General features: G+C 66.6%; 17 protein-coding genes. 11 read left to right on the top strand and 6 right to left on the bottom strand.

The features are described from left to right. The first annotated feature begins 378 nt into the window (after positions 1-378). From JOE31_RS15830 to JOE31_RS15820, 3 genes are all read left to right on the top strand, one after another. On the top strand, positions 379-2,190 hold the full coding sequence (locus JOE31_RS15830) for a proline--tRNA ligase (RefSeq protein WP_209746242.1): 1,812 nt from the start codon (positions 379-381) through the stop codon (positions 2,188-2,190). A gap of 17 nt (positions 2,191-2,207) precedes the next feature. Beyond that, complete coding sequence (locus JOE31_RS15825) at positions 2,208-3,002, top strand: TSUP family transporter (RefSeq protein ID WP_209746240.1); 795 nt, start codon at positions 2,208-2,210, stop codon at positions 3,000-3,002. Between the two features lie 66 nt (positions 3,003-3,068). Then, positions 3,069-4,493, top strand: coding sequence for a pyridoxal-dependent decarboxylase (locus JOE31_RS15820; protein WP_209746238.1), 1,425 nt, complete (start codon positions 3,069-3,071; stop codon positions 4,491-4,493). Here JOE31_RS15820 and JOE31_RS15815 read toward each other — a convergent pair. The 3 genes from JOE31_RS15815 to JOE31_RS15805 all read right to left on the bottom strand — a co-directional run bounded on the left by JOE31_RS15815 (position 4,490) and on the right by JOE31_RS15805 (position 7,595). Next, positions 4,490-5,521, bottom strand: a complete 1,032-nt coding sequence (locus tag JOE31_RS15815) for an aminoglycoside phosphotransferase family protein (protein ID WP_209746236.1) — start codon at positions 5,519-5,521, stop codon at positions 4,490-4,492. The two genes, JOE31_RS15820 and JOE31_RS15815, sit on opposite strands and share 4 nt — an antisense overlap. A gap of 42 nt (positions 5,522-5,563) precedes the next feature. After that, on the bottom strand, positions 5,564-6,295 hold the full coding sequence (locus JOE31_RS15810; RefSeq protein WP_209746234.1) for a VIT family protein: 732 nt from the start codon (positions 6,293-6,295) through the stop codon (positions 5,564-5,566). Between the two features lie 82 nt (positions 6,296-6,377). Continuing rightward, the gene (locus JOE31_RS15805; RefSeq protein ID WP_307864433.1) at positions 6,378-7,595 is read right to left on the bottom strand and encodes a ferritin-like domain-containing protein; all 1,218 of its coding nucleotides are present in this window, start codon (positions 7,593-7,595) and stop codon (positions 6,378-6,380) included. Between the two features lie 105 nt (positions 7,596-7,700). Between JOE31_RS15805 and rimP the strand changes: the two genes are divergently transcribed. From rimP to rbfA, 5 genes are all read left to right on the top strand, one after another. Then, positions 7,701-8,318, top strand: coding sequence for a ribosome maturation factor RimP (rimP, locus tag JOE31_RS15800; protein WP_209746230.1), 618 nt, complete (start codon positions 7,701-7,703; stop codon positions 8,316-8,318). Further along, positions 8,318-9,298: a transcription termination factor NusA gene (nusA, locus tag JOE31_RS15795; RefSeq protein WP_043480087.1), complete on the top strand. Its 981-nt coding sequence runs from the start codon at positions 8,318-8,320 to the stop codon at positions 9,296-9,298. The genes rimP and nusA overlap by 1 nt, the downstream gene beginning before the upstream one ends. Positions 9,299-9,514: 216 nt before the next feature. Then, positions 9,515-9,856 carry a YlxR family protein gene (locus tag JOE31_RS15790; RefSeq protein WP_200890971.1) on the top strand — a complete coding sequence of 114 codons (342 nt, stop codon included), beginning with the start codon at positions 9,515-9,517 and terminating at the stop codon, positions 9,854-9,856. A 152-nt stretch (positions 9,857-10,008) separates the two neighbouring features. Continuing rightward, complete coding sequence (gene infB / locus JOE31_RS15785; protein ID WP_209746228.1) at positions 10,009-12,915, top strand: translation initiation factor IF-2; 2,907 nt, start codon at positions 10,009-10,011, stop codon at positions 12,913-12,915. A gap of 240 nt (positions 12,916-13,155) precedes the next feature. Next, the gene (gene rbfA, locus JOE31_RS15780) at positions 13,156-13,665 is read left to right on the top strand and encodes a 30S ribosome-binding factor RbfA (RefSeq protein ID WP_011691278.1); all 510 of its coding nucleotides are present in this window, start codon (positions 13,156-13,158) and stop codon (positions 13,663-13,665) included. Between the two features lie 66 nt (positions 13,666-13,731). On the opposite strand, the gene JOE31_RS15775 is transcribed toward rbfA, so the two are convergent. Then, entirely contained in the window at positions 13,732-14,844 is a 1,113-nt protein-coding gene (locus tag JOE31_RS15775) for a ScyD/ScyE family protein (RefSeq protein WP_209746226.1), read from the bottom strand. Positions 14,845-15,028: 184 nt separating this feature from the next. Between JOE31_RS15775 and JOE31_RS15770 the strand changes: the two genes are divergently transcribed. The 3 genes from JOE31_RS15770 (at position 15,029) to JOE31_RS15760 (ending at position 16,489) form a co-directional block, all read left to right on the top strand. Then, a complete protein-coding gene (locus JOE31_RS15770; protein WP_209746224.1) occupies positions 15,029-15,514 on the top strand; it encodes a nucleoside deaminase in 486 nt (161 codons plus the stop codon). 97 nt (positions 15,515-15,611) lie between these two features. After that, positions 15,612-16,085: a thioredoxin gene (gene trxA, locus JOE31_RS15765; RefSeq protein WP_245199216.1), complete on the top strand. Its 474-nt coding sequence runs from the start codon at positions 15,612-15,614 to the stop codon at positions 16,083-16,085. Positions 16,086-16,150: 65 nt separating this feature from the next. After that, complete coding sequence (locus JOE31_RS15760) at positions 16,151-16,489, top strand: CU044_2847 family protein (protein ID WP_209746222.1); 339 nt, start codon at positions 16,151-16,153, stop codon at positions 16,487-16,489. A 53-nt stretch (positions 16,490-16,542) separates the two neighbouring features. Here JOE31_RS15760 and JOE31_RS15755 read toward each other — a convergent pair whose 3' ends face one another. Both JOE31_RS15755 and JOE31_RS15750 read right to left on the bottom strand, forming a co-directional pair. Continuing rightward, positions 16,543-16,752, bottom strand: coding sequence for a hypothetical protein (locus JOE31_RS15755; RefSeq protein ID WP_209746220.1), 210 nt, complete (start codon positions 16,750-16,752; stop codon positions 16,543-16,545). Positions 16,753-16,844: 92 nt separating this feature from the next. After that, positions 16,845-17,999, bottom strand: a complete 1,155-nt coding sequence (locus tag JOE31_RS15750; protein ID WP_209746218.1) for a pyridoxal phosphate-dependent aminotransferase — start codon at positions 17,997-17,999, stop codon at positions 16,845-16,847. Positions 18,000-18,147: the final 148 nt, after the last annotated feature.

Here is an 18,147-nt window from a genome sequence, read left to right as displayed (position 1 = left end):
CGACTCTTGTAATGGTGCCGTGGATCACATAGGTTCTTCCTAGCCGCGCCGATGGGGTGCGTGCGGTCTCAGAGGGGAAATCAGCAGATGGCACTGGACGTTGACCTTCCCAGCAGGCACGCCTAGCGCTTCCTCCGGACTTATCGGTCCGACGGGCCGTAAGAGCCACGCCAAAACAGGATGACCAGCCGGTGACGGCCAGGGGCTTCCTTTAGTTCTGGCGTGGCTCTTCTCCGTCCGGCGCGGATTTCAGCCTCCGCCGCCGGAGGCCCGCCGCCGGGAACCCGGCACCCGCCGCGCCACGGTAGATTAGTACCCAGACGAATTTGCCAAGCCCGTCATCAGAACAGGCACCTCCCAAGAAACGGATTCCTACCCGTGGTCCTTCGACTTTCCAAGCTGTTCCTGCGCACCCTGCGCGAAGATCCCGCCGACGCCGAAGTGGCGAGCCACCGGCTCCTGGTCCGTGCCGGGTATATCCGCAGGGCAGCGCCGGGCATCTACACCTGGTTGCCGCTGGGCCTGAGCGTGCTGCGCAAGGTGGAAAAGGTCATTCGCGAGGAAATGGCCGCCATCGGCGCACAGGAAGTGCACTTTCCGGCGCTCCTGCCCAAGGAGCCCTACGAGGCCACGAACCGCTGGACCGAGTACGGCGAGGGCATTTTCCGGCTCAAGGACCGCAAGGGCGGGGACTACCTCCTGGCTCCCACGCACGAGGAAATGTTCACCCTGCTGGTCAAGGACCTGTACTCCTCGTACAAGGACCTTCCGCTGAGCATCTACCAGATCCAGAACAAGTACCGCGACGAAGCCCGGCCCCGCGCGGGCCTGCTGCGCGGCCGCGAGTTCATCATGAAGGACTCCTACTCGTTCGACGTCGACGACGCCGGCCTGGACGCGAGCTACAACGCGCACCGCGCCGCCTACCTGAAGATCTTCGAGCGCCTCGGCCTTGAGGTTATTCCGGTGGCTGCCACGGCGGGAGCCATGGGCGGCTCCCGGAGCGAGGAGTTCCTGCACCCCACCGAGATCGGCGAAGACACCTTCGTGCGGTCCGCCGGCGGCTACGCGGCCAACGTTGAAGCCGTCACCACTGTGGTCCCGGCTGAGATCGACTTCAGCAATGCGCCGGCAGCCGAGATCCGGGACACCCCGAACACTCCCACCATTGACACGCTCGTGGACGCGGCAAACCAGCTGGTTCCTCGCGACGAGCACGACGGCGGCGCATGGACGGCCGCTGACACGCTCAAGAACGTCGTCCTCGCCGTCACCCTGCCCACTGGCGAGCGCCAGATCGTTGTCATCGGCGTCCCCGGTGACCGCGGTGTCGACCTGAAGCGGGTGGAGGCCAACATCGGCGCTTACCTGCCGGTCGCCGGCGAGATCACCGTGGAAGCAGCCGGCGAGGAAGACCTCGCCCGCAACCCCCTGATCGTCCGTGGATACCTCGGCCCGGGCATGTCCCTCGGCACGCCCCTCCTCGGCCTGGAGGGTGCCGCCAAGCTGCTGTACCTGGTGGATCCCCGCGTCGTCAACGGCACCGCCTGGGTGACCGGAGCCAACATGGCCGGCAAGCACGTCTTCGGCCTCGTGGCCGGCCGCGACTTCGGCTGGGACGGCGTGATCGAGTGCACGGAAGTCCGCGCCGGTGATGAAGCCCCGGACGGTTCCGGACCGCTGGAAACGGCACGCGGCATTGAGATGGGCCACATCTTCCAGCTCGGCCGCAAGTACGCCGAAGCCCTTGAACTGAAGGTCCTGGACCAGAACGGCAAGCAGGTGGTGGTCACCATGGGTTCCTACGGTGTCGGCGTCACCCGTGCCGTCGCCGCCCTGGCCGAGTCCAACCACGACGCCAAGGGCCTGGTCTGGCCCCGTGCAGTGGCTCCTGCCGATGTCCACGTTGTGGCTGTGGGCCGGGGCGAGGAAATCTTCGCCGCCGCCGAACAGTTGTCACTGGACCTCGAGGCCGCCGGCCTCGAGGTCATCTACGACGACCGTCCCAAGGTGTCCCCGGGCGTCAAGTTCGGCGACGCGGAACTCATTGGCGTGCCCACCATCCTGGCCGTTGGCCGCGGGCTGGTGGACGGCGTCGTGGAGATCAAGGACCGCCGCAGCGGTGAAGCAGAGAACGTGGCCGTTGAGAAGGCTGTTGACTACGTGATCAACGCCGTCCGCAGCAAGTAACCTTCACGGCTGACGGAGTGATCTCGGGATTCGAATCTCTGGAGCCCGCCACGCTGATCCTGATCATCGTGGCGGGCTTCGCTGCAGGATGGATTGATGCCGTGGTGGGCGGCGGCGGGCTCATCCAGCTCCCGGCGTTGCTGCTGGTGCCGGGGATCAGCCCGGTCCAGGCCCTTGCCACTAACAAGATGGGCTCGATCTTCGGGACCACCACCAGCGCGGTGACGTACTACCGCCGCGTCCGGCCCGACCTGCGTACGGCCATCCCCATGGCCGTCATCGCGCTGGCCGGTAGCTTCGGCGGTGCCGTCCTGGCCGCCACCCTGCCGGCGAGTGTTTTCAAGCCCATCATCGTGGCGGCGTTGGTCGCCGTCGCGCTGTTCACGGCGTTCAAACCCAATGTCGGCGACCTGACCTCGCTCCGCCACGACGGCAGGACTCACTACGTGGTGGCCTGCCTCATAGGGGCGGCCATCGGTTTCTACGACGGCCTGATTGGGCCCGGTACAGGATCTTTCCTGATCATCGCCCTGGTTTCCGCGATGGGTTACGCCTTTCTGGAAGCCAGCGCCAAGGCAAAAATCGTGAACATGGCCACCAACGCCGGCGCCCTGATTTTCTTCCTGCCGCACGGCTCCTTGTTGTGGGGTGTGGGCCTAGTGCTGGGGCTCGCCAACATGGCAGGCGGCTACCTCGGGGCGCGGACCGCGGTGAAGCAGGGCAGCACCTTCATCCGCAACGTTTTCCTCGCCGTCGTCGGCGCCCTGATCCTCAAGCTGGGCTTCGACATCTGGCAGGACAACTTCGCCTAGGCATGTGAGCCGAAGCCGGGAGGAAAGCCCCTCCCGGCCCGGGGGGAGCGGGCGTACCATGCTCCTATGTCAACAGGGGACGAACCCTTCCGGGACGCCTTGGACGCCGCGGCCCGGCATGCCCGTGAATGGCTGGAAAGCCAGCCCACCCGCCATGTGGGGCCGCGGGCCACGGCGGGGGATCTGGAAGCCGTCTTCGGCGGCCCGATGCCGGAGAACGGCCTGCCGGCGGGTGACGTGATCGATTATCTTGCTGCCAAGGCGGAACCCGGCCTCATGGCCATGCCCTCGGGCCGCTTCTTCGGCTGGGTTATCGGCGGCACCCTGCCCGCCGCCATGGCGGCAGACTGGCTGGTCAGTGCCTGGGACCAGAATTCGTTCCTCCGCGCTGCCACGCCGGCCACCGCGGTCATCGAGGCGGCCGCCGGGCATTGGTTCCTCGACCTGCTGGGCTTGCCCGAAACGGCCGACGTCGGTTTCGTCACCGGTGCAACGATGGCCAACTTCGCCGGCCTTTCTGCCGCACGCTGGCGCGTCCTGGAGAAAGCCGGCTGGGACGTCAACGCCGCCGGGCTTGCCGGTGCCCCTGCTGTCAGCTGCCTGGTGGGGCAGGAACGCCATGATTCGATCGATCTCGCGCTGCGGTATCTGGGCATGGGACACCCCGTCGCGGTGCCTTCGGACCGCCAAGGCCGCATTGATCCGGCGGAGCTGGACTGCGCCCTGGACCGTGCCCTGGGCAAAGCATCCGGGGATGCGGGGGGAGCGGCTCCTGCACCGCCGATCGTCTGCCTGCAGGCCGGAAACGTGCATTCCGGTGCGTTCGATCCGTTTCTCGAGGCGATCACCGTGGCGAAGGCACACGGCGCATGGGTGCATGTTGATGGTGCCTTCGGGCTTTGGGCGGCCGCAGTGCCTGAGCTCACCGCCCTCACCGCCGGGCTGCACCGGGCTGACTCGTGGGCCACCGATGCGCACAAGACACTCAACGTGCCCTATGACTGCGGCATCGTGGCCGTGCGGGACACGGAGGCGCTGGAGGCGGCGTTGAGCGTCAACCCCAGCTACATGATTCGCGATGCCGGTGCCGCGCCGGACCCCTTCCAGACCGTCCCGGAACTTTCCCGCCGCGCACGCGGCGTCCCTGTCTGGGCGGCGCTGAAGTCCCTCGGCCGGAACGGTGTTGCTGGACAGGTGCGCAACCTCGTCAGCCGGGCCTCGCAGCTGGCGCAGCAGCTGTCGGCGCTGGACGGTGTCGAAGTGCTCAACGACGTCGCCTACACGCAGGTCTCGCTGGCCTTTGGCGATGACGCCACCACGCGGGCGGTGACGGCCCGGATCATCGCGGACGGCCTCGTATGGATGTCCGGTTCCCGCTGGCGGGGGCGGGATGTCCTGCGTATTTCGGTGAGCAACTGGACAACCGACGACGCCGACGTCGAAGCGGCGGTCGAGGCGGTGCGGAAGGCCCTGGCAGCAGTCCGGGGCTAAGGCGAAGCCTGTTCGGCCGTGTGCCCGGGTGCTGCTTCCCCCGGTGCCGGGAGGTCATGGGCCGAGGGCAGTCCGTCAAGGGTTCGTCCGGCCAGCGTGCTCGCCACCCAGAGGGAACGCGCAAGGTCGCCGTCGTGGTGGGGGCGCGAGGCATACCCGAGCGCGTTTTCCACTTCACGGGCCAGGCTCCATTGCCGGGCCACCTCGGCATCAAGCCCTGCGGCGGCGCTGAACTCACGGCACCTGTCCAGCAATCCCTGGCCGGGGTTGCTGCGGGGGAGGTCGCGGATGCGGTTCCAGAGGAGCGGGGCCACGGAGAACTCGGCTTCACCGATCATCGGCTGCGGGTCTATTGCGGCAAAACCGCCCTGCGGCCGGGCCAGGATGTTCAGGAAGTGGAAGTCCGTGTTGACCAGCACATCCGTCCCGGCGCGGCGGCCCACTGCTCCGCGCGTCTGGCAAACCTCGAGGGCGGCCTCCAGAAGCCAGCGGGGAAAGGGCCTGCCGAGCTGCTCCCAGTCCGCTGGAAGATCATCGCTCCACTGTTCTGCGCGGGCGGCCACATGGTGGAATTCCTGCCACTCCAGGCGCTGGTCCGGCGTGAGGCTCAACTGCCGGGTCAGGCCGCCCCACACTTCCACGGCCGTTTCCATCGGAACCTGCCGGAGGGAGCAGCCGGCGTCCAGCCTCTCCAACAGCATGGAACAGGTGCCGGCGTCGGACTCCAGGAGCCGCACCGCACCGTGGCCGTCCCAGAGCCGGAGGGCGAAACGCTCAACCCGGGCTTCGTCGTGGGGGTAGGCAACCTTCAGGACGGCCGGGACGCCCTGACGGGTGACCGGGACAACCACGCCGCCGTGGCCGTTCCATGGCAACTGGCCCGGTTCGAGGTCCACCTCAAGGTCCCACCGCTCCAGGCGTCCGCAGATCAGTCCCTGGAGCGAACCCAGCCAGGCACGTCCGCCGCTGGTCCGGCTGTAGCGGTGGCTAAGGTCAGGCGGGATCGGGACATCTGCGGGCGGTTTCATCGGATCCAGCGTAACTGCTGGACCGGGGCCGGTACGCCGGGATCAGGCCACCACGCCGCTGGCGCCGAGCAGGGTGCCGATGCCGAAGGTCGCGATAAGCGCCAGGGCGCCGCCCACCACCACCCGGACGGCGGCCTTCATTTTTGAGCCTCCGCCGATCCAGGCCCCCAGGGCACCGGTTGCCGCCAAGGCCACCAGCACGGCCGCGAAGGTCAGCGGGACGCGGATGTTTTCCGGGGGCAGGAGGATTGCCAGCATGGGCAGGACGGCTCCGACCAGGAAGGCTATCGCTGACGCGAAGGCGGCATGCCACGGGCTGACGATGTCGGTTTCGTCGATGTGCAATTCGGCGGAAAGATGGGCGGCCAGGGCATCGTGGTCGGTGAGTTCCTTGGCCACAGTGCGGGCGGTGGCGGGACTGAGGCCCTTGCCCTGGTAGATGGCGGTGAGCTCCTCGAGCTCTTCTTCCGGCTGTTCGGCCAGCTCGCGCTTTTCCTTCTCGATGAGGGCCTGCTGGCTGTCCTTCTGGCTGCTGACGGACACATATTCGCCCAGTGCCATGGAGATGGCACCGCCCACCACGCCGGCCGTACCGGCGATGAGGATGGGGCCGGAATCTGTGGTGACACCTGCAACGCCGACCACGATCGCGGCGACGGAAACGATGCCGTCGTTGGCTCCGAGCACGCCGGCGCGCAGCCAGTTGAGCCGGTGAGCAATGTCGTTGTGGTGCGGTTCGTTCTCATGCTGCGTTGCTACTCGGGCGCTGTCCATGCCTATAGCAAATCACTGGTGTTCGTGGCTTGCCAGTAATACGGGGCTAAGGAAGGTAAGGCACGCTTTGGCCCGGGGTCCATTAGCCGGCGTCCGACGGCGCCGGCGAAGCACGCGGCGCCGTGGATTCCGGGGCCGGGCTGTCATGGGTGAGTTCGGGAAGCTGTGCGGTGTCCACCACGATGCCCGGCAGGGGGCCGGAGTCGGCGCCCCATTGCGCGGCGCGGTTGGCGGCGGCGAGCAAACCGGCAATGGCCCATTGCCGGGTGCTGCCGTCGCTCAAGGCCACCAGGTCCCCGTACACCGGAAGGGTGCCTGCTTCGAGGCTGCCCAGGCCGGCTGCCGGCGCTTCGAGGAACAACGGGCCGAGGGTGTAGCCGGCCTCCCGCGGGGGAATATCCACGCATTGTGCCCGACTCAGGGCCTCCGCTTCAGCCAGGACCGATTCATGCCGGGCCAGCAGCTCTGACGCCGAGCCGGCGGCGGCGCCCTCGAGGCGGGCAAGGGCTACCTGGTAGCCGTAGACCGTCTCAGCCTCGGTCTTGACCGTCATCGCCAGGGCAGCGGCCGGTGTCGCCGAGCCTGCGGCCGGGCCGGACGCGGCCGGGCCGGACGCGGCCGGGGCGGGCGGGCATGAACTTCCGCCGGCGGCCGGCGAGGCAGCAGGCAGGGAAGCGGCTGACGGCGCCGCAGCCGGCGCCGCTGCAGGTGCCGGCGGCGGCGCTGGAAGCGCGGGCAGTTCCGGGGCCGTTGCCCCCACCGCCGGCGCCAGCGAGGACGCCTGAAGAAGCTGGGCGGTGCCGACGGCGGCGAGCAGCCGCGCCATCCCGCCGTCGGACGCTACCGCGTCCTTGAGGCGCCGGCTGCCGCTGGCCGATACCGCGGCCACCAGCCCCGCGGGGGAGTCCGCCACAGCGGGCTCTCCGGACACGGTTGCCGAGGTGGAAGGTACACCTGATGCTGTGCCGGATGCGGCGGCTGTGGCCGAGGGCGACTGCTTCTGGTCGGGACCGGACAGTGCCCTCGCCTGGGTTGTCAGCAAAGTCACAGTGCGCAGCAGCGCCTGGCGCTCGGCGCCGGAAACGGAATCGGCAAGGTGGCTGCCGGCCGTGCGCAGGCGCATCGTGTCTGCAAGGGCTGCGGCCCGCGCCTGCTCGGAAAAGGAAGGCTCCGGCGGCTCCGGAGGCTGCCCCGGTGTCAGTGCCAGCCCCAGGCTGATAACCAGCACCGCCAATGACGCCAGGATGCCGTACCGGAAATAGCGGCCCGGCCGGCGTTTTTCCTTGGTGTCGTCTTTCACAACAGACCATGTTGTCATGCCCGGCAGCAAGCGAGTGCACCATGGCGCCCATAAAATCGCTACGCTAGTACACACAACATCATCTAGCGGGAGGCGGCCGGCATCGTGAGTAATGCAGAAGCCACGACTTCATCAGACCGGACCGGTACGGGCAAGGCTGAGGCCGAATCCGTGCATAACCCGGAGGCCGAGCGCGTCCGGGCATTGCTGGAACCCTCGGTCCAGGCACACCGGCTGTACCTGGAGGACGTGTCCATTCACGTCGCCGGTGCCAACCGGGTGGTCCACGTAGTAGTGGACCTGCCGCAGGAAGAAACCGGCGGGGTAAGCCTTGACGTTATTGCTGAGATCTCCAAGGAGCTCTCCGGCATCCTGGACGGCGATCCCAGCTACGACAGCCGCCCGTACGACCTCGAGGTTTCCTCTCCCGGCGTCGGACGTCCCCTGACTGAGCCGCGCCACTGGCACCGTGCCCGCGGCCGCATGGTCAAGGTAAATGTCATCCAGGGTGAGAACCTCACCGGCAGGATCCAGTCCGTTGACGACGACGGCGTGACCCTAATTCCGGAGATCGCGGCCAAAAAGGGTATGAAACCCAAGCAGGGCGAGCCCGAGAAGATTCCTTTCGACAGGATCCGCAATGGAAAAGTCGAGATAGAGTTCAGCCACCTCGATGAGGTCGGTCTGGAAGATGAAAACAATGGACCTTCTGAGGAGGCCTGATGGATATTGACATGAGCGCACTGAGACTTCTGGAGCGTGAGCGTGAAATCCCGCTGGACCTCCTGATCCCGACCATCGAGCAGGCACTGCTGGTGGCCTACCACAAGTCTCCGGGAGCCTTCGAAAAGGCCCGCGCAGAGCTGGACCGCAAGAGCGGCCACGTGACCATCTGGGCCACTGAAATTGACGACGACGGCGCCCCCATCGGCGAGTTCGAAGACACCCCGGCCGGGTTCGGCCGCATCGCTGCCAGCACGGCACGGCAGATCATCCTGCAGCGCCTGCGCGACGCTGAGGACGACAACGTCCTGGGCCAGTTCAAGGGCCGCGAGGGCGAACTGGTTGCGGGCACCATCCAGCAGGGCAATAACCCGCACATGATTCAGGTGAACCTTGGAACGGTTGAGGCGCTGCTTCCCCCGCCCGAACAGGTCCCCGGCGAGAAGTACATCCACGGCAACCGGCTCCGCGCCTTCGTGATTGACGTGCACCGCGGCACCAAGGGCCCGTCCATTACGCTGTCCCGCTCGCACCCCGGCCTGGTCCGGAAGCTCTTCGAACTGGAAGTTCCGGAGATCGCCGACCGCTCGGTGGAGATCGTGGCGCTGGCCCGCGAAGCCGGGCACCGCACCAAGATCGCCGTCAAGGCCAACATCCCCGGCATCAATGCCAAGGGTGCCTGCATTGGTGAGATGGGTTCACGCGTCCGGGCCGTCATGACCGAGCTCAACGACGAAAAGATCGACATTGTCGATTTCAGCGAGGACCCGGCGACCTTCATCGCCAGCGCCCTGTCGCCGTCGAGGGTGAATTCCGTCACCATCACGGATGAGGCAACGCGCTCCGCCCGTGTCGTCGTCCCGGACTACCAGCTGTCGCTGGCCATCGGCAAGGAGGGCCAAAACGCCCGCCTGGCCGCCAAGCTCACGGGCTGGCGGATTGACATCGTCTCCGACGCGGCGGTTCCGCGCGAAAACTAGGCCGCCTTGGCGGACGGCCCCTCGGATTGTCCCGCCCCGTTTCGACCCGTCGTTTCGGGGCCGGGGCACCTGAGGGGCTAGAATAGACATTGACCGCGCCTGATGGCCGGTATTCGTGCGCCTTGAGCGTGCCCGCATAATCGGCGTTCGTTACGAACGCGGAACGTGCAGGCGGGTTCGGGGCAGCAGATTTGTAGGGGCAGGAAGATACTCACCGTGGCGCTAGTGCAACACCTTGAGGATCAGCCGCAACGCACCTGCATCGGATGCCGGAAGAAGGGCCCGCGGTCTGAGTTACTCCGGCTCGTCGCCGAAGGCAACGGTTCCACCGTTGTCGTCGTTGACGAACGACGCCGGATGGCTGGCCGGGGTGCATGGCTGCACCCCAGCGAAACGTGCCTGGCGCTGGCAATCAAGCGGCGTGCGTTCGGACGTGCCCTCCCGGGCACCACCGGAACTGCCGCAGTCGAACGCCGGATAACGGCAGGCACGCAAGCCGTGGACACTCCGGTGGCCGCAGCAACAACCGTCCAACCTGAAAGCGGGTCAGAAAACTGATGGAAACCCGATGAGTTCCCAGCGATGAGTGCGCAACGATGACAACTTTGTTGCGCTCTGCAATGGGCCTTTCAGCTGCTATCGCGGCGAAGGTCCGCAGTAAGAAGTAGACGGTTCGTGCCTGGCTCGGTGCGGACCGAGACAGGAGAAATGTGGCCAAGGTCCGCGTACATGAGCTTGCTAAAGAGCTCGGTATTACTTCCAAAGATGCAGTAACCAAACTGCAGGAACTGGGCGAATTCGTTCGCTCTGCCTCTTCCACCATTGAGGCCCCCGTTGTGAGGAAACTCCGCAACGCATACCCCGCTGCCGGCGCTTCGAAGTCCGAAGCTCCCGCAGCAGCGCCCAAGGCGCCCGCCAGCCCCTCGGCTTCCCGTCCGGCCCCCGCGCCGGGCCCGGCAGCTCCCAAGGCTCCGGAACCCAAGGCTGAAGCTCCGGCCGCGGCCCCCGCGCCGTCGGCGCCTGCTCCCGCAGCAGCACCGGCTCCCGCGGCCCCCTCCGCGGCAGCAGCTGCTCCGGCGGCTCCGGCCGCACCGTCCACCGGTGCAAAGCCCGGCGCACGCCCGGCACCGAAGGCTGAAGCTCCGGCTGCCCCCTCCCGCTCCGGCGGACAGGGCGGTTCGGCACCCCGACCGGGCGGTCCCCGCCCCGGCAATAACCCCTTCGCCACGTCCCAGGGCATGCCCCGGGGCCGCGGCGGCGACAACGAACGTCCCCCGCGTCCGGGTAACAACCCGTTCGCTCCTTCCCAGGGCATGCCCCGACCGGGCGGAAGCCGCACCGAAGGCGAACGCCCCGGCGGCCCGCGTCCCGCGGCCGGCGCCGGCGGTCCCCGTCCGGGCGCTCCGCGTCCCGGCGGTACCCAGGGTGCACGTCCCGGCGCTCCGCGTCCGGCCGGTGCTCCCGGTGCACGCCCCGGAGCAGGCGGCGGAAACCGTCCTACTCCGGGCATGATGCCTAACCGCACCGAACGTCCCGCACCCGCTGGTGCAGGCCGTCCCGGCGGCGGAGGCCGCGGTCCCGGACGCCCCGGTGGCGCACCGGGTACCGGCGGCGCTCCCGGCGCCGGCGGCGGTGCTCCGGCCGGCGGTGGCTTCGGCAAGGGTGGCCGCGGTCGCGGTGGCACCCAGGGTGCCTTTGGTAAGGGCGGCGCAGGCCGTGGCAAGCAGCGCAAGTCGAAGCGTGCCAAGCGCCAGGAACTCGAGCAGATGAGTGCTCCGTCGCTGGGCGGCGTCAGTGTGCCCCGCGGCGACGGCAACACCGTAGTCCGGCTCCGCCGCGGCTCGTCCATCACGGACTTTGCCGACAAGATCGAGGCGAACCCCGCTGCACTGGTGACCGTGCTCTTCCACCTCGGCGAAATGGCCACGGCCACGCAGTCGCTGGATGAAGAGACCTTCGCCCTGCTCGGCGAGGAGCTTGGCTACAAGCTCCAGGTCGTGTCGCCGGAAGACGAGGAGCGCGAGCTGCTCTCCGGCTTCGACATCGACTTCGACGCCGAGCTGGAGGCCGAAGGCGACGAGGAACTCGAGGCACGTCCTCCTGTTGTCACCGTCATGGGTCACGTTGACCACGGTAAGACCCGCCTGCTGGATGCCATCCGTAACTCCGACGTCGTCGCGGGTGAACACGGCGGTATCACGCAGCACATCGGTGCTTACCAGATCACCACCGCGCACGAAGGTGTCGACCGCAAGATCACCTTCATCGATACTCCGGGCCACGAGGCGTTCACCGCCATGCGTGCCCGTGGTGCGAAGGTCACCGACATCGCCATCCTGGTGGTCGCAGCGGACGACGGCGTTATGCCGCAGACCGTTGAAGCCCTCAACCACGCGCAGGCCGCCAACGTGCCGATCGTCGTGGCCGTGAACAAGATCGACAAGGAAGGCGCCAACCCGGACAAGGTCCGCGGCCAGCTGACCGAGTACGGGCTCGTTCCGGAAGAATACGGTGGCGACACCATGTTCGTGGAGGTCTCTGCACGCCAGAACCTCAACATCGACGAGCTGCTCGAGGCCGTCCTGCTTACCGCAGACGCAGCCCTGGACATGCGCGCCAACCCGAACAAGGACGCCCGCGGTATCGCGATCGAAGCCAACCTGGACAAGGGCCGCGGTGCGGTTGCCACCGTCCTGGTTCAGTCCGGTACGCTGCACGTCGGCGACACCATCGTGGCAGGCACGGCCCACGGCCGCGTTCGTGCGATGTTCGACGACGACGGCAGCGTCCTGACCGAGGCCGGCCCGTCCCGCCCCGTGCAGGTGCTGGGTCTGTCCAACGTCCCGCGCGCCGGCGACACCTTCTTTGTGACCGCTGACGAGCGCACCGCCCGCCAGATCGCCGAGAAGCGTGAAGCAGCGGACCGCAACGCCGCCCTTGCCAAGCGCCGCAAGCGCATCAGCCTGGAAGACTTCGACCAGGCCGTCGCCGAAGGCAAGATCGACACCCTCAACCTCATCCTCAAGGGTGACGTGTCCGGTGCCGTGGAAGCCCTCGAAGACGCGCTGCTCAAGATCGACGTCGGCGAAGGTGTCCAGCTCCGCGTTATCCACCGCGGTGTCGGTGCGATCACGCAGAACGACGTCAACCTGGCAACGGTCGACAGCGCCGTCATCATCGGCTTCAACGTCAAGCCCGCCGAGCGTGTTGCCGAACTGGCAGACCGCGAAGGCGTGGACATGCGCTTCTACTCCGTCATCTACGCAGCAATCGATGACATTGAGATGGCCCTCAAGGGCATGCTCAAGCCGGAGTACGAAGAAGTCCAGCTTGGCACCGCCGAGGTCCGCGAAGTGTTCCGTTCCTCCAAGTTCGGCAACATCGCCGGTTCCATCGTTCGCTCGGGTGTTATCCGACGCAACACGAAGGCCCGCATCAGCCGCGACGGCAAGATCATCGGTGACAACCTCACCGTTGAGACGCTCAAGCGCTTCAAGGACGACGCCACCGAGGTCCGCACGGACTTCGAGTGTGGTATCGGTCTTGGCTCGTACAACGACATCAACGAGGGTGACATCATCGAGACCTTCGAGATGCGCGAGAAGCCGCGCGTCTAGTCTGAGCTATACAGGTCGGGGGCGTCGGATTTTTCCGGCGGCCCCGCCCCTACGCTGGGCGGCACTGGATCTGCGATCCTGTGCCGCCCAGCTCCGGTAGGCCCGATGCCACTCCCGGGCCGCCGGAAAAAATCCAACGCGGGTCCGTCGTAGACTCGCTTTAGGTGCGTGGCAATTAACCGAACCTTTGTACGCAAGCCGCTAACGCGCCGTCGTACATCCAAATATTTAGGAGTGGAAATGGCTGATCCGGCACGCGCTGCCAAGTTGGCGCAGCGGATTAAGGTTGTTGTTGCAGAGGCTTTGGGCCGGAAGGTCAAGGATCCGCGGCTTGAAGGTATTACTGTTACCGACGCCCGCGTGACCAATGACCTGCAGCATGCCACGATCTACTACACCGTGTTCGGGGACCAGGTGGTTCAGGCGGATGCTGCCAAGGGCCTGGAGAAAGCCAAGGGCGTTCTCCGCCAGGAAGTCGGCCGCAACATTACTGTCCGGCTGACTCCCACCCTCGAGTTCGTGGCCGACCAGATTCCGGTCAACGCCTCCAACCTTGAAGAACTTCTCCGCGCCGCCAAGAAGCGGGACGCTGAAGTGGCCGCCCTGGCTGCAGGCGCCAAGCACGCCGGCGATGCCGATCCGTACAAGAGCGACATTCCCGAGGACGTGGAAATCGACGAGGACGACTTCGACGAAGAGGATGAAGACCTCATCGACGACGAAGAACTTGACGAAGACGGCAACAAGTAGGCCGTCGGAGGCATCAGTGTGGCCGGACCCGCAAGGGACCGGCCACACTCGTTTTAAGGCGCTGCCTCAACGGTGGGAGTGCCCCTTAAAGTCCAGGGACACCAGTCTGCCGTTGGGCGGCTGGTTTTCTGCGGGCAGGGCATCGGTGGTTGCGTACAGGGTCGAACCTCTGAGGGCGACGTCGGCCGTGAGCTTGCCAGCCAGCACCGTGCGCTGGCTGTCCTTGCCGTCTATCTTGAGCACCCCCTCACCAAACAGGGATGCAATGTACACGTCGCCGTCGTCATCCACCGCCAGCCCGGTGGGGGACATGACCTCATCGGCGACAAGCCGCACCCGGCCGTTGTCCGGGTTGACCCGGTACACGGCACCGCGGGCACCCAGTGCGGGGTCCTCCGGTCCGCCCGGGAGCACCGAAACGTACAGCCAGCCGTCCGGCCCGACTGCCACGTCGGTGGGAACGGGTTCAAAGTTATAAGTGAGGCCCACAACGCAGTCGGGAAGTTTCAGTGTGGATGCCACTTCTGCGGTGATCACGAAGGGACGCGGCGGCAGGACGGCCACTGTTTCAGCGTCTCCGGAGTCTGCGTCGACGGCCACAATGCTGTTGGCGCCGGCATCGGCCACATAGACGGTGTCGCCGGAGACGGCGATGCCGTACGGATGGGAGTCGACGGTCCCGGTGTAGGAAGCCGGTACTTCAGGCGGAATTTGCGCCGCGCACGCATCCGGCAGGTCCTCAAAACCATAACTGACGTCACCGTCGGCGTTCTTTTCGTTCTCCAAAGCCGCCAAATCGCCAAAAGTCCTTTGTGTTCCGTCGGCAGCGATGGTCCGGACATGACCGGCCAGCGGGCGCGGATCCATGGGCCCGGCCCCCTGGCTCTCCACGAAGTAGATGGTCGAACGGCGCTGCACGCTTCCGGCCACGTCCCATTCCGGATCCGAATACAGGACTGCCTTGGTGCCGTCGGAAGCTACCCGCGTCAGCCGGCTGGCGAATTCCTCGCTCACAATCACCGAGCCGTCGCGGCCTGCGCTGACGTGCAGCGGGCCGACCAGCCCGTCTGCGAGGGTGACCGGTTCGGTTCGCGGCGGAGCGGCAACGCCTGCAGTACCGGTCGCCAGGAAGACCGCGGCGCTGATGGTGGCCGCGGCAAGCGAAACGTGCTTTCTCATGGTGGTCTCCAAATGCCCAAAGATGATTACCAGGATTCATTGAGACCACTGATTCGGCTGGCGGGAAACACCGCCGCCCCCACTGCGCACATTCTATTTCTTCGCCTTCGGCGACGTCGATGGCTTCGGCAAACCAGGCATCCCAGTTCCCGGCAAAGCCGGGCGTACTGGCTATGATCGGAGCATGGATGCCCCACCCTCAGCCGCTGATATCCAGGAGTTCCTGGGCCAGGCCATCAACCTTGCCGTTCAGAATGTGGCCGACGGCGGCGGCCCGTTCGGGGCACTGGTGGTCACCGCGGACGGGACGCGCCATTTCGGCGTCAACAGGGTGACGCGGGACAACGACCCCACCGCACATGCCGAGGTTGTGGCCATCCGGACGGCAGCGGCAGAATCCGCCAATTTCGATCTCAGCGGGGCCGTGCTCTATGCAAGCTGTGAGCCGTGCCCGTTATGCCTGGCGGCCGCGCTGTGGGCGCGGATCGACCGCGTGTATTTCGCCGCGGACAGGCACGGCGCTGCAGCCGCGGGGTTCGACGATGCCCTCTTCTACGAATACTTTGAGGGCATCCGGCCGGAACTCATGCCGGTCAACCAAACCGATGTCCCGACGTCGAACGCCCCGTTTGATGCCTGGGACGCTAACCCGGACCGCACCGAATATTGACCGTCGTGCCCGGCCGCGGCATCGGGGAACCCGGCCGCCGAAGCCGGCGGGACCTTCGACTCTATCCGGCTTCTGCCGGCAGGCGTCCGATTAACCCATGACTTCAGGGGCGGCTGGAAGACAGCGCGGGGTAGTGGAGCCGCGGCTCATCAGGTGTCCCGGCTGCGGGAAGACCAACAGGATTCCTGCAACTGCTCCCGGCCGTCCCCGCTGCGGCAACTGCAGCCATGACTTGCCGTGGATCGTTGACGCCGGGGACTTGGACTTCAAGCGCATCGCGGAGGAGTCAACGGTGCCTGCACTGATCGACTTCTGGGCGGAATGGTGCGGCCCCTGCCGCCTGGTCAGCCCCGTCCTGGACCAGTTGGCCACCGAGAAAGCTGGCCGCATCAAGCTGGTGAAAGTGGATGTGGACCACGCTCCCGGGCTCTCAGCGAGGTTTGCGGTGCAGGCGATCCCCACTCTGATGGTGATTGTCGGCGGAATAGTGATTGCCCGGCAGGCGGGTGCCGCACCCGCGGCGACCCTGCGGACCTGGCTGGAGCACGCGCTGTCCTCCACTCTGAGCTAACCAACCCGGGCTGCGCCCAGAGGAGCACTTCGGCACACGATCGGCAAAGTTCGACGGAGGAAAGCATGACAGAGATACTGCGCTACGAAGTCGGATCCGGCGTGGTCCTGGTGGAAGCCGAGGAGAGCAGCTTCGGAGTGGAACACCCGTCGCGTGATGAGCAGGGGATCCAGGACACCGGGCGCAGGCTCGAAGATGCCCTGGCCTCCGTGCGGCCGGCCGCCAAGGCAGCAGCGGAAGTCCTGGGGGACCTTGCGCCGGAACACCTGGAAATTCAGTTCGGCGTGAAATTGGCCGGCGCGGCAGGGGCCATCATCGCCAGGAACGTTACGGAGGCCCACTTCATCGTCAAGATGTCATGGTCGCCCGAGCAAGAACCACCCGAGGAAGAGATCGTTCCCTAGCGGTCCGGCACGTGGGCAGCCGGGCCGGCGGGTCCGCCAGCTGGCCTGCGGCGCTAGGTCCGGGACCGCCGTCCGCCGCGCGCGCCCAGCCCGCCGAGCAGCGGGGACCCCATGCCCAGCAGGAAACCGAAGTCGTACCAGTTGCCGGCCCTCGCGTTGTTGTAAAAGGGGAACTCTGCCCAGGCGCCGAAGACATGCGCGATGAGTACGATCCAAGCCGTAATACCGTTCCAGAAGCCCCACAGCAGGTCCTGCCACCACATGTTGTTCCTCTCCGGTGCCGCCCCTGTGGACAGGTTAGGGCTCGGCAGGCTTCCGCACTAGGGACTCTGTGCCCCACTTGGGCGTTGTTCCATCAGAACCTGGAGGGAAGGCGGCCCACGCCTGCCACGAGGTCAGCCTGGGCGCCGCAGAGCGCAATCCGGATCCAGCCTTCGCCGATGGAACCGAAGGCGGTGCCCGGGGCGAAGGAAACTCCGGCATCGGCCAGGAACGTGCGGACCCAGGACCGTACATCGCCGCCGCTGACGTGGGAAACATCGGCCCAGAGATAGAACGCCCCCTGCGCCGAAAGGAACGGAATGCCCTTGGACGCCAGCACCGCCGACGCAGCGTCCCGGTTGGCCCGGTAATGGGCGTGCGCGTGGTTGACGTAGTCCTGCGGTCCCGTCAGTGCGGCGATCGCAGCGTACTGGGACGGAGAGGCGACGCAGGAAACGATCGACTCCATCACGTTGTTCATCTTCCGCTCCAGCCCGGGCGGACAGATCAGGGCCCCGATCCTGAGCCCCGTCAGTCCGTAGGTCTTGGACAGCGTCAGCGACGTGAAGACCCTGGCTTCTCCGGGGATATCGCTGTCGAAGCGGGCCGGACTGACATGGGGCACGTCGTATGTGAAGGCCTCGTAGCATTCATCGGAGATGATCCAGAGGTCGTGGCGCCGGGCCAGGTCCACGAGGCCCCGGGTGAGGTCGCCGCCCAGGACCGCGCCAAGGGGATTGGACGGTGAATTGAGGATCAGCACCCTGGTCTGCGGCGTGATGAGGGCCTCAATGTCCTCGATTCTTGGCTGGAAGTCGTGCTCCGGGTACAGCGGGTACCGTACGGGCTTTGCGTGCAACAGTTGGCTGGTCATGGCAAACGTCGGGTAGCCGGGGTTGGGAATCAGTATTTCGTCACCGGGGGAGAGCAGAAGGCTCATGGCGAAGTGGAGGCCCTGCTGGGCGCCGTCCACAACGTAGACACGCTCGGCCCCGATCTCAACGCCGTTGTGCTCGCGGAACCTGGCCGCGAAGGCCTCGCGGAGCGCGGGGATTCCGGCATTCGGTGTGTAATTGGTTTCGTCGCGGTCAAGGCACGCCATGCCGGCCTCGAGGACGTGGCGGGGGAGCTCGAAGCCAGGTTCACCGATGCTCAACACAATGGCGCCGGGAGTGCCCCACGCAGCTTCCGTGATCTCACGGATCTGGTTGACGGGGAAGTCGTGGATGTGTGCGGCAAGCTCGGGCATGTCTGCCATCCTAACCGCCCGCCGCCGGGCGCTTGCCGCCCAACCGGCCGCCCGCCGTCGGGCGCTTGCCGCCCAACCGGCCGCCCGCCGTCGGGCGCTTGCCGCCCAACCGGCCGCCCGCCGTCGGGCGAGCTAGGAGGGCCGCAGG

The sequence above is a fragment of the Arthrobacter sp. PvP023 genome, from assembly GCF_017832975.1.
Lineage (GTDB): Bacteria > Actinomycetota > Actinomycetes > Actinomycetales > Micrococcaceae > Arthrobacter.
This window is presented reverse-complemented; position numbering and strand designations above follow the sequence as displayed.

Bases quoted from the DNA above. Each gene is read 5' to 3' on its own strand.
- JOE31_RS15820 (WP_209746238.1), top strand. From the start codon at position 3,069: ATGTCAACAGGGGACGAACCCTTCCGGGACGCCTTGGACGCCGCGGCC.
- JOE31_RS15815 (WP_209746236.1), bottom strand. From the start codon at position 5,521: ATGAAACCGCCCGCAGATGTCCCGATCCCGCCTGACCTTAGCCACCGC.
- JOE31_RS15810 (WP_209746234.1), bottom strand. From the start codon at position 6,295: ATGGACAGCGCCCGAGTAGCAACGCAGCATGAGAACGAACCGCACCAC.
- nusA (WP_043480087.1), top strand. From the start codon at position 8,318: ATGGATATTGACATGAGCGCACTGAGACTTCTGGAGCGTGAGCGTGAA.
- rbfA (WP_011691278.1), top strand. From the start codon at position 13,156: ATGGCTGATCCGGCACGCGCTGCCAAGTTGGCGCAGCGGATTAAGGTT.
- JOE31_RS15775 (WP_209746226.1), bottom strand. From the start codon at position 14,844: ATGAGAAAGCACGTTTCGCTTGCCGCGGCCACCATCAGCGCCGCGGTC.
- JOE31_RS15770 (WP_209746224.1), top strand. From the start codon at position 15,029: ATGGATGCCCCACCCTCAGCCGCTGATATCCAGGAGTTCCTGGGCCAG.
- trxA (WP_245199216.1), top strand. From the start codon at position 15,612: ATGACTTCAGGGGCGGCTGGAAGACAGCGCGGGGTAGTGGAGCCGCGG.
- JOE31_RS15760 (WP_209746222.1), top strand. From the start codon at position 16,151: ATGACAGAGATACTGCGCTACGAAGTCGGATCCGGCGTGGTCCTGGTG.
- JOE31_RS15755 (WP_209746220.1), bottom strand. From the start codon at position 16,752: ATGTGGTGGCAGGACCTGCTGTGGGGCTTCTGGAACGGTATTACGGCT.
- JOE31_RS15750 (WP_209746218.1), bottom strand. From the start codon at position 17,999: ATGCCCGAGCTTGCCGCACACATCCACGACTTCCCCGTCAACCAGATC.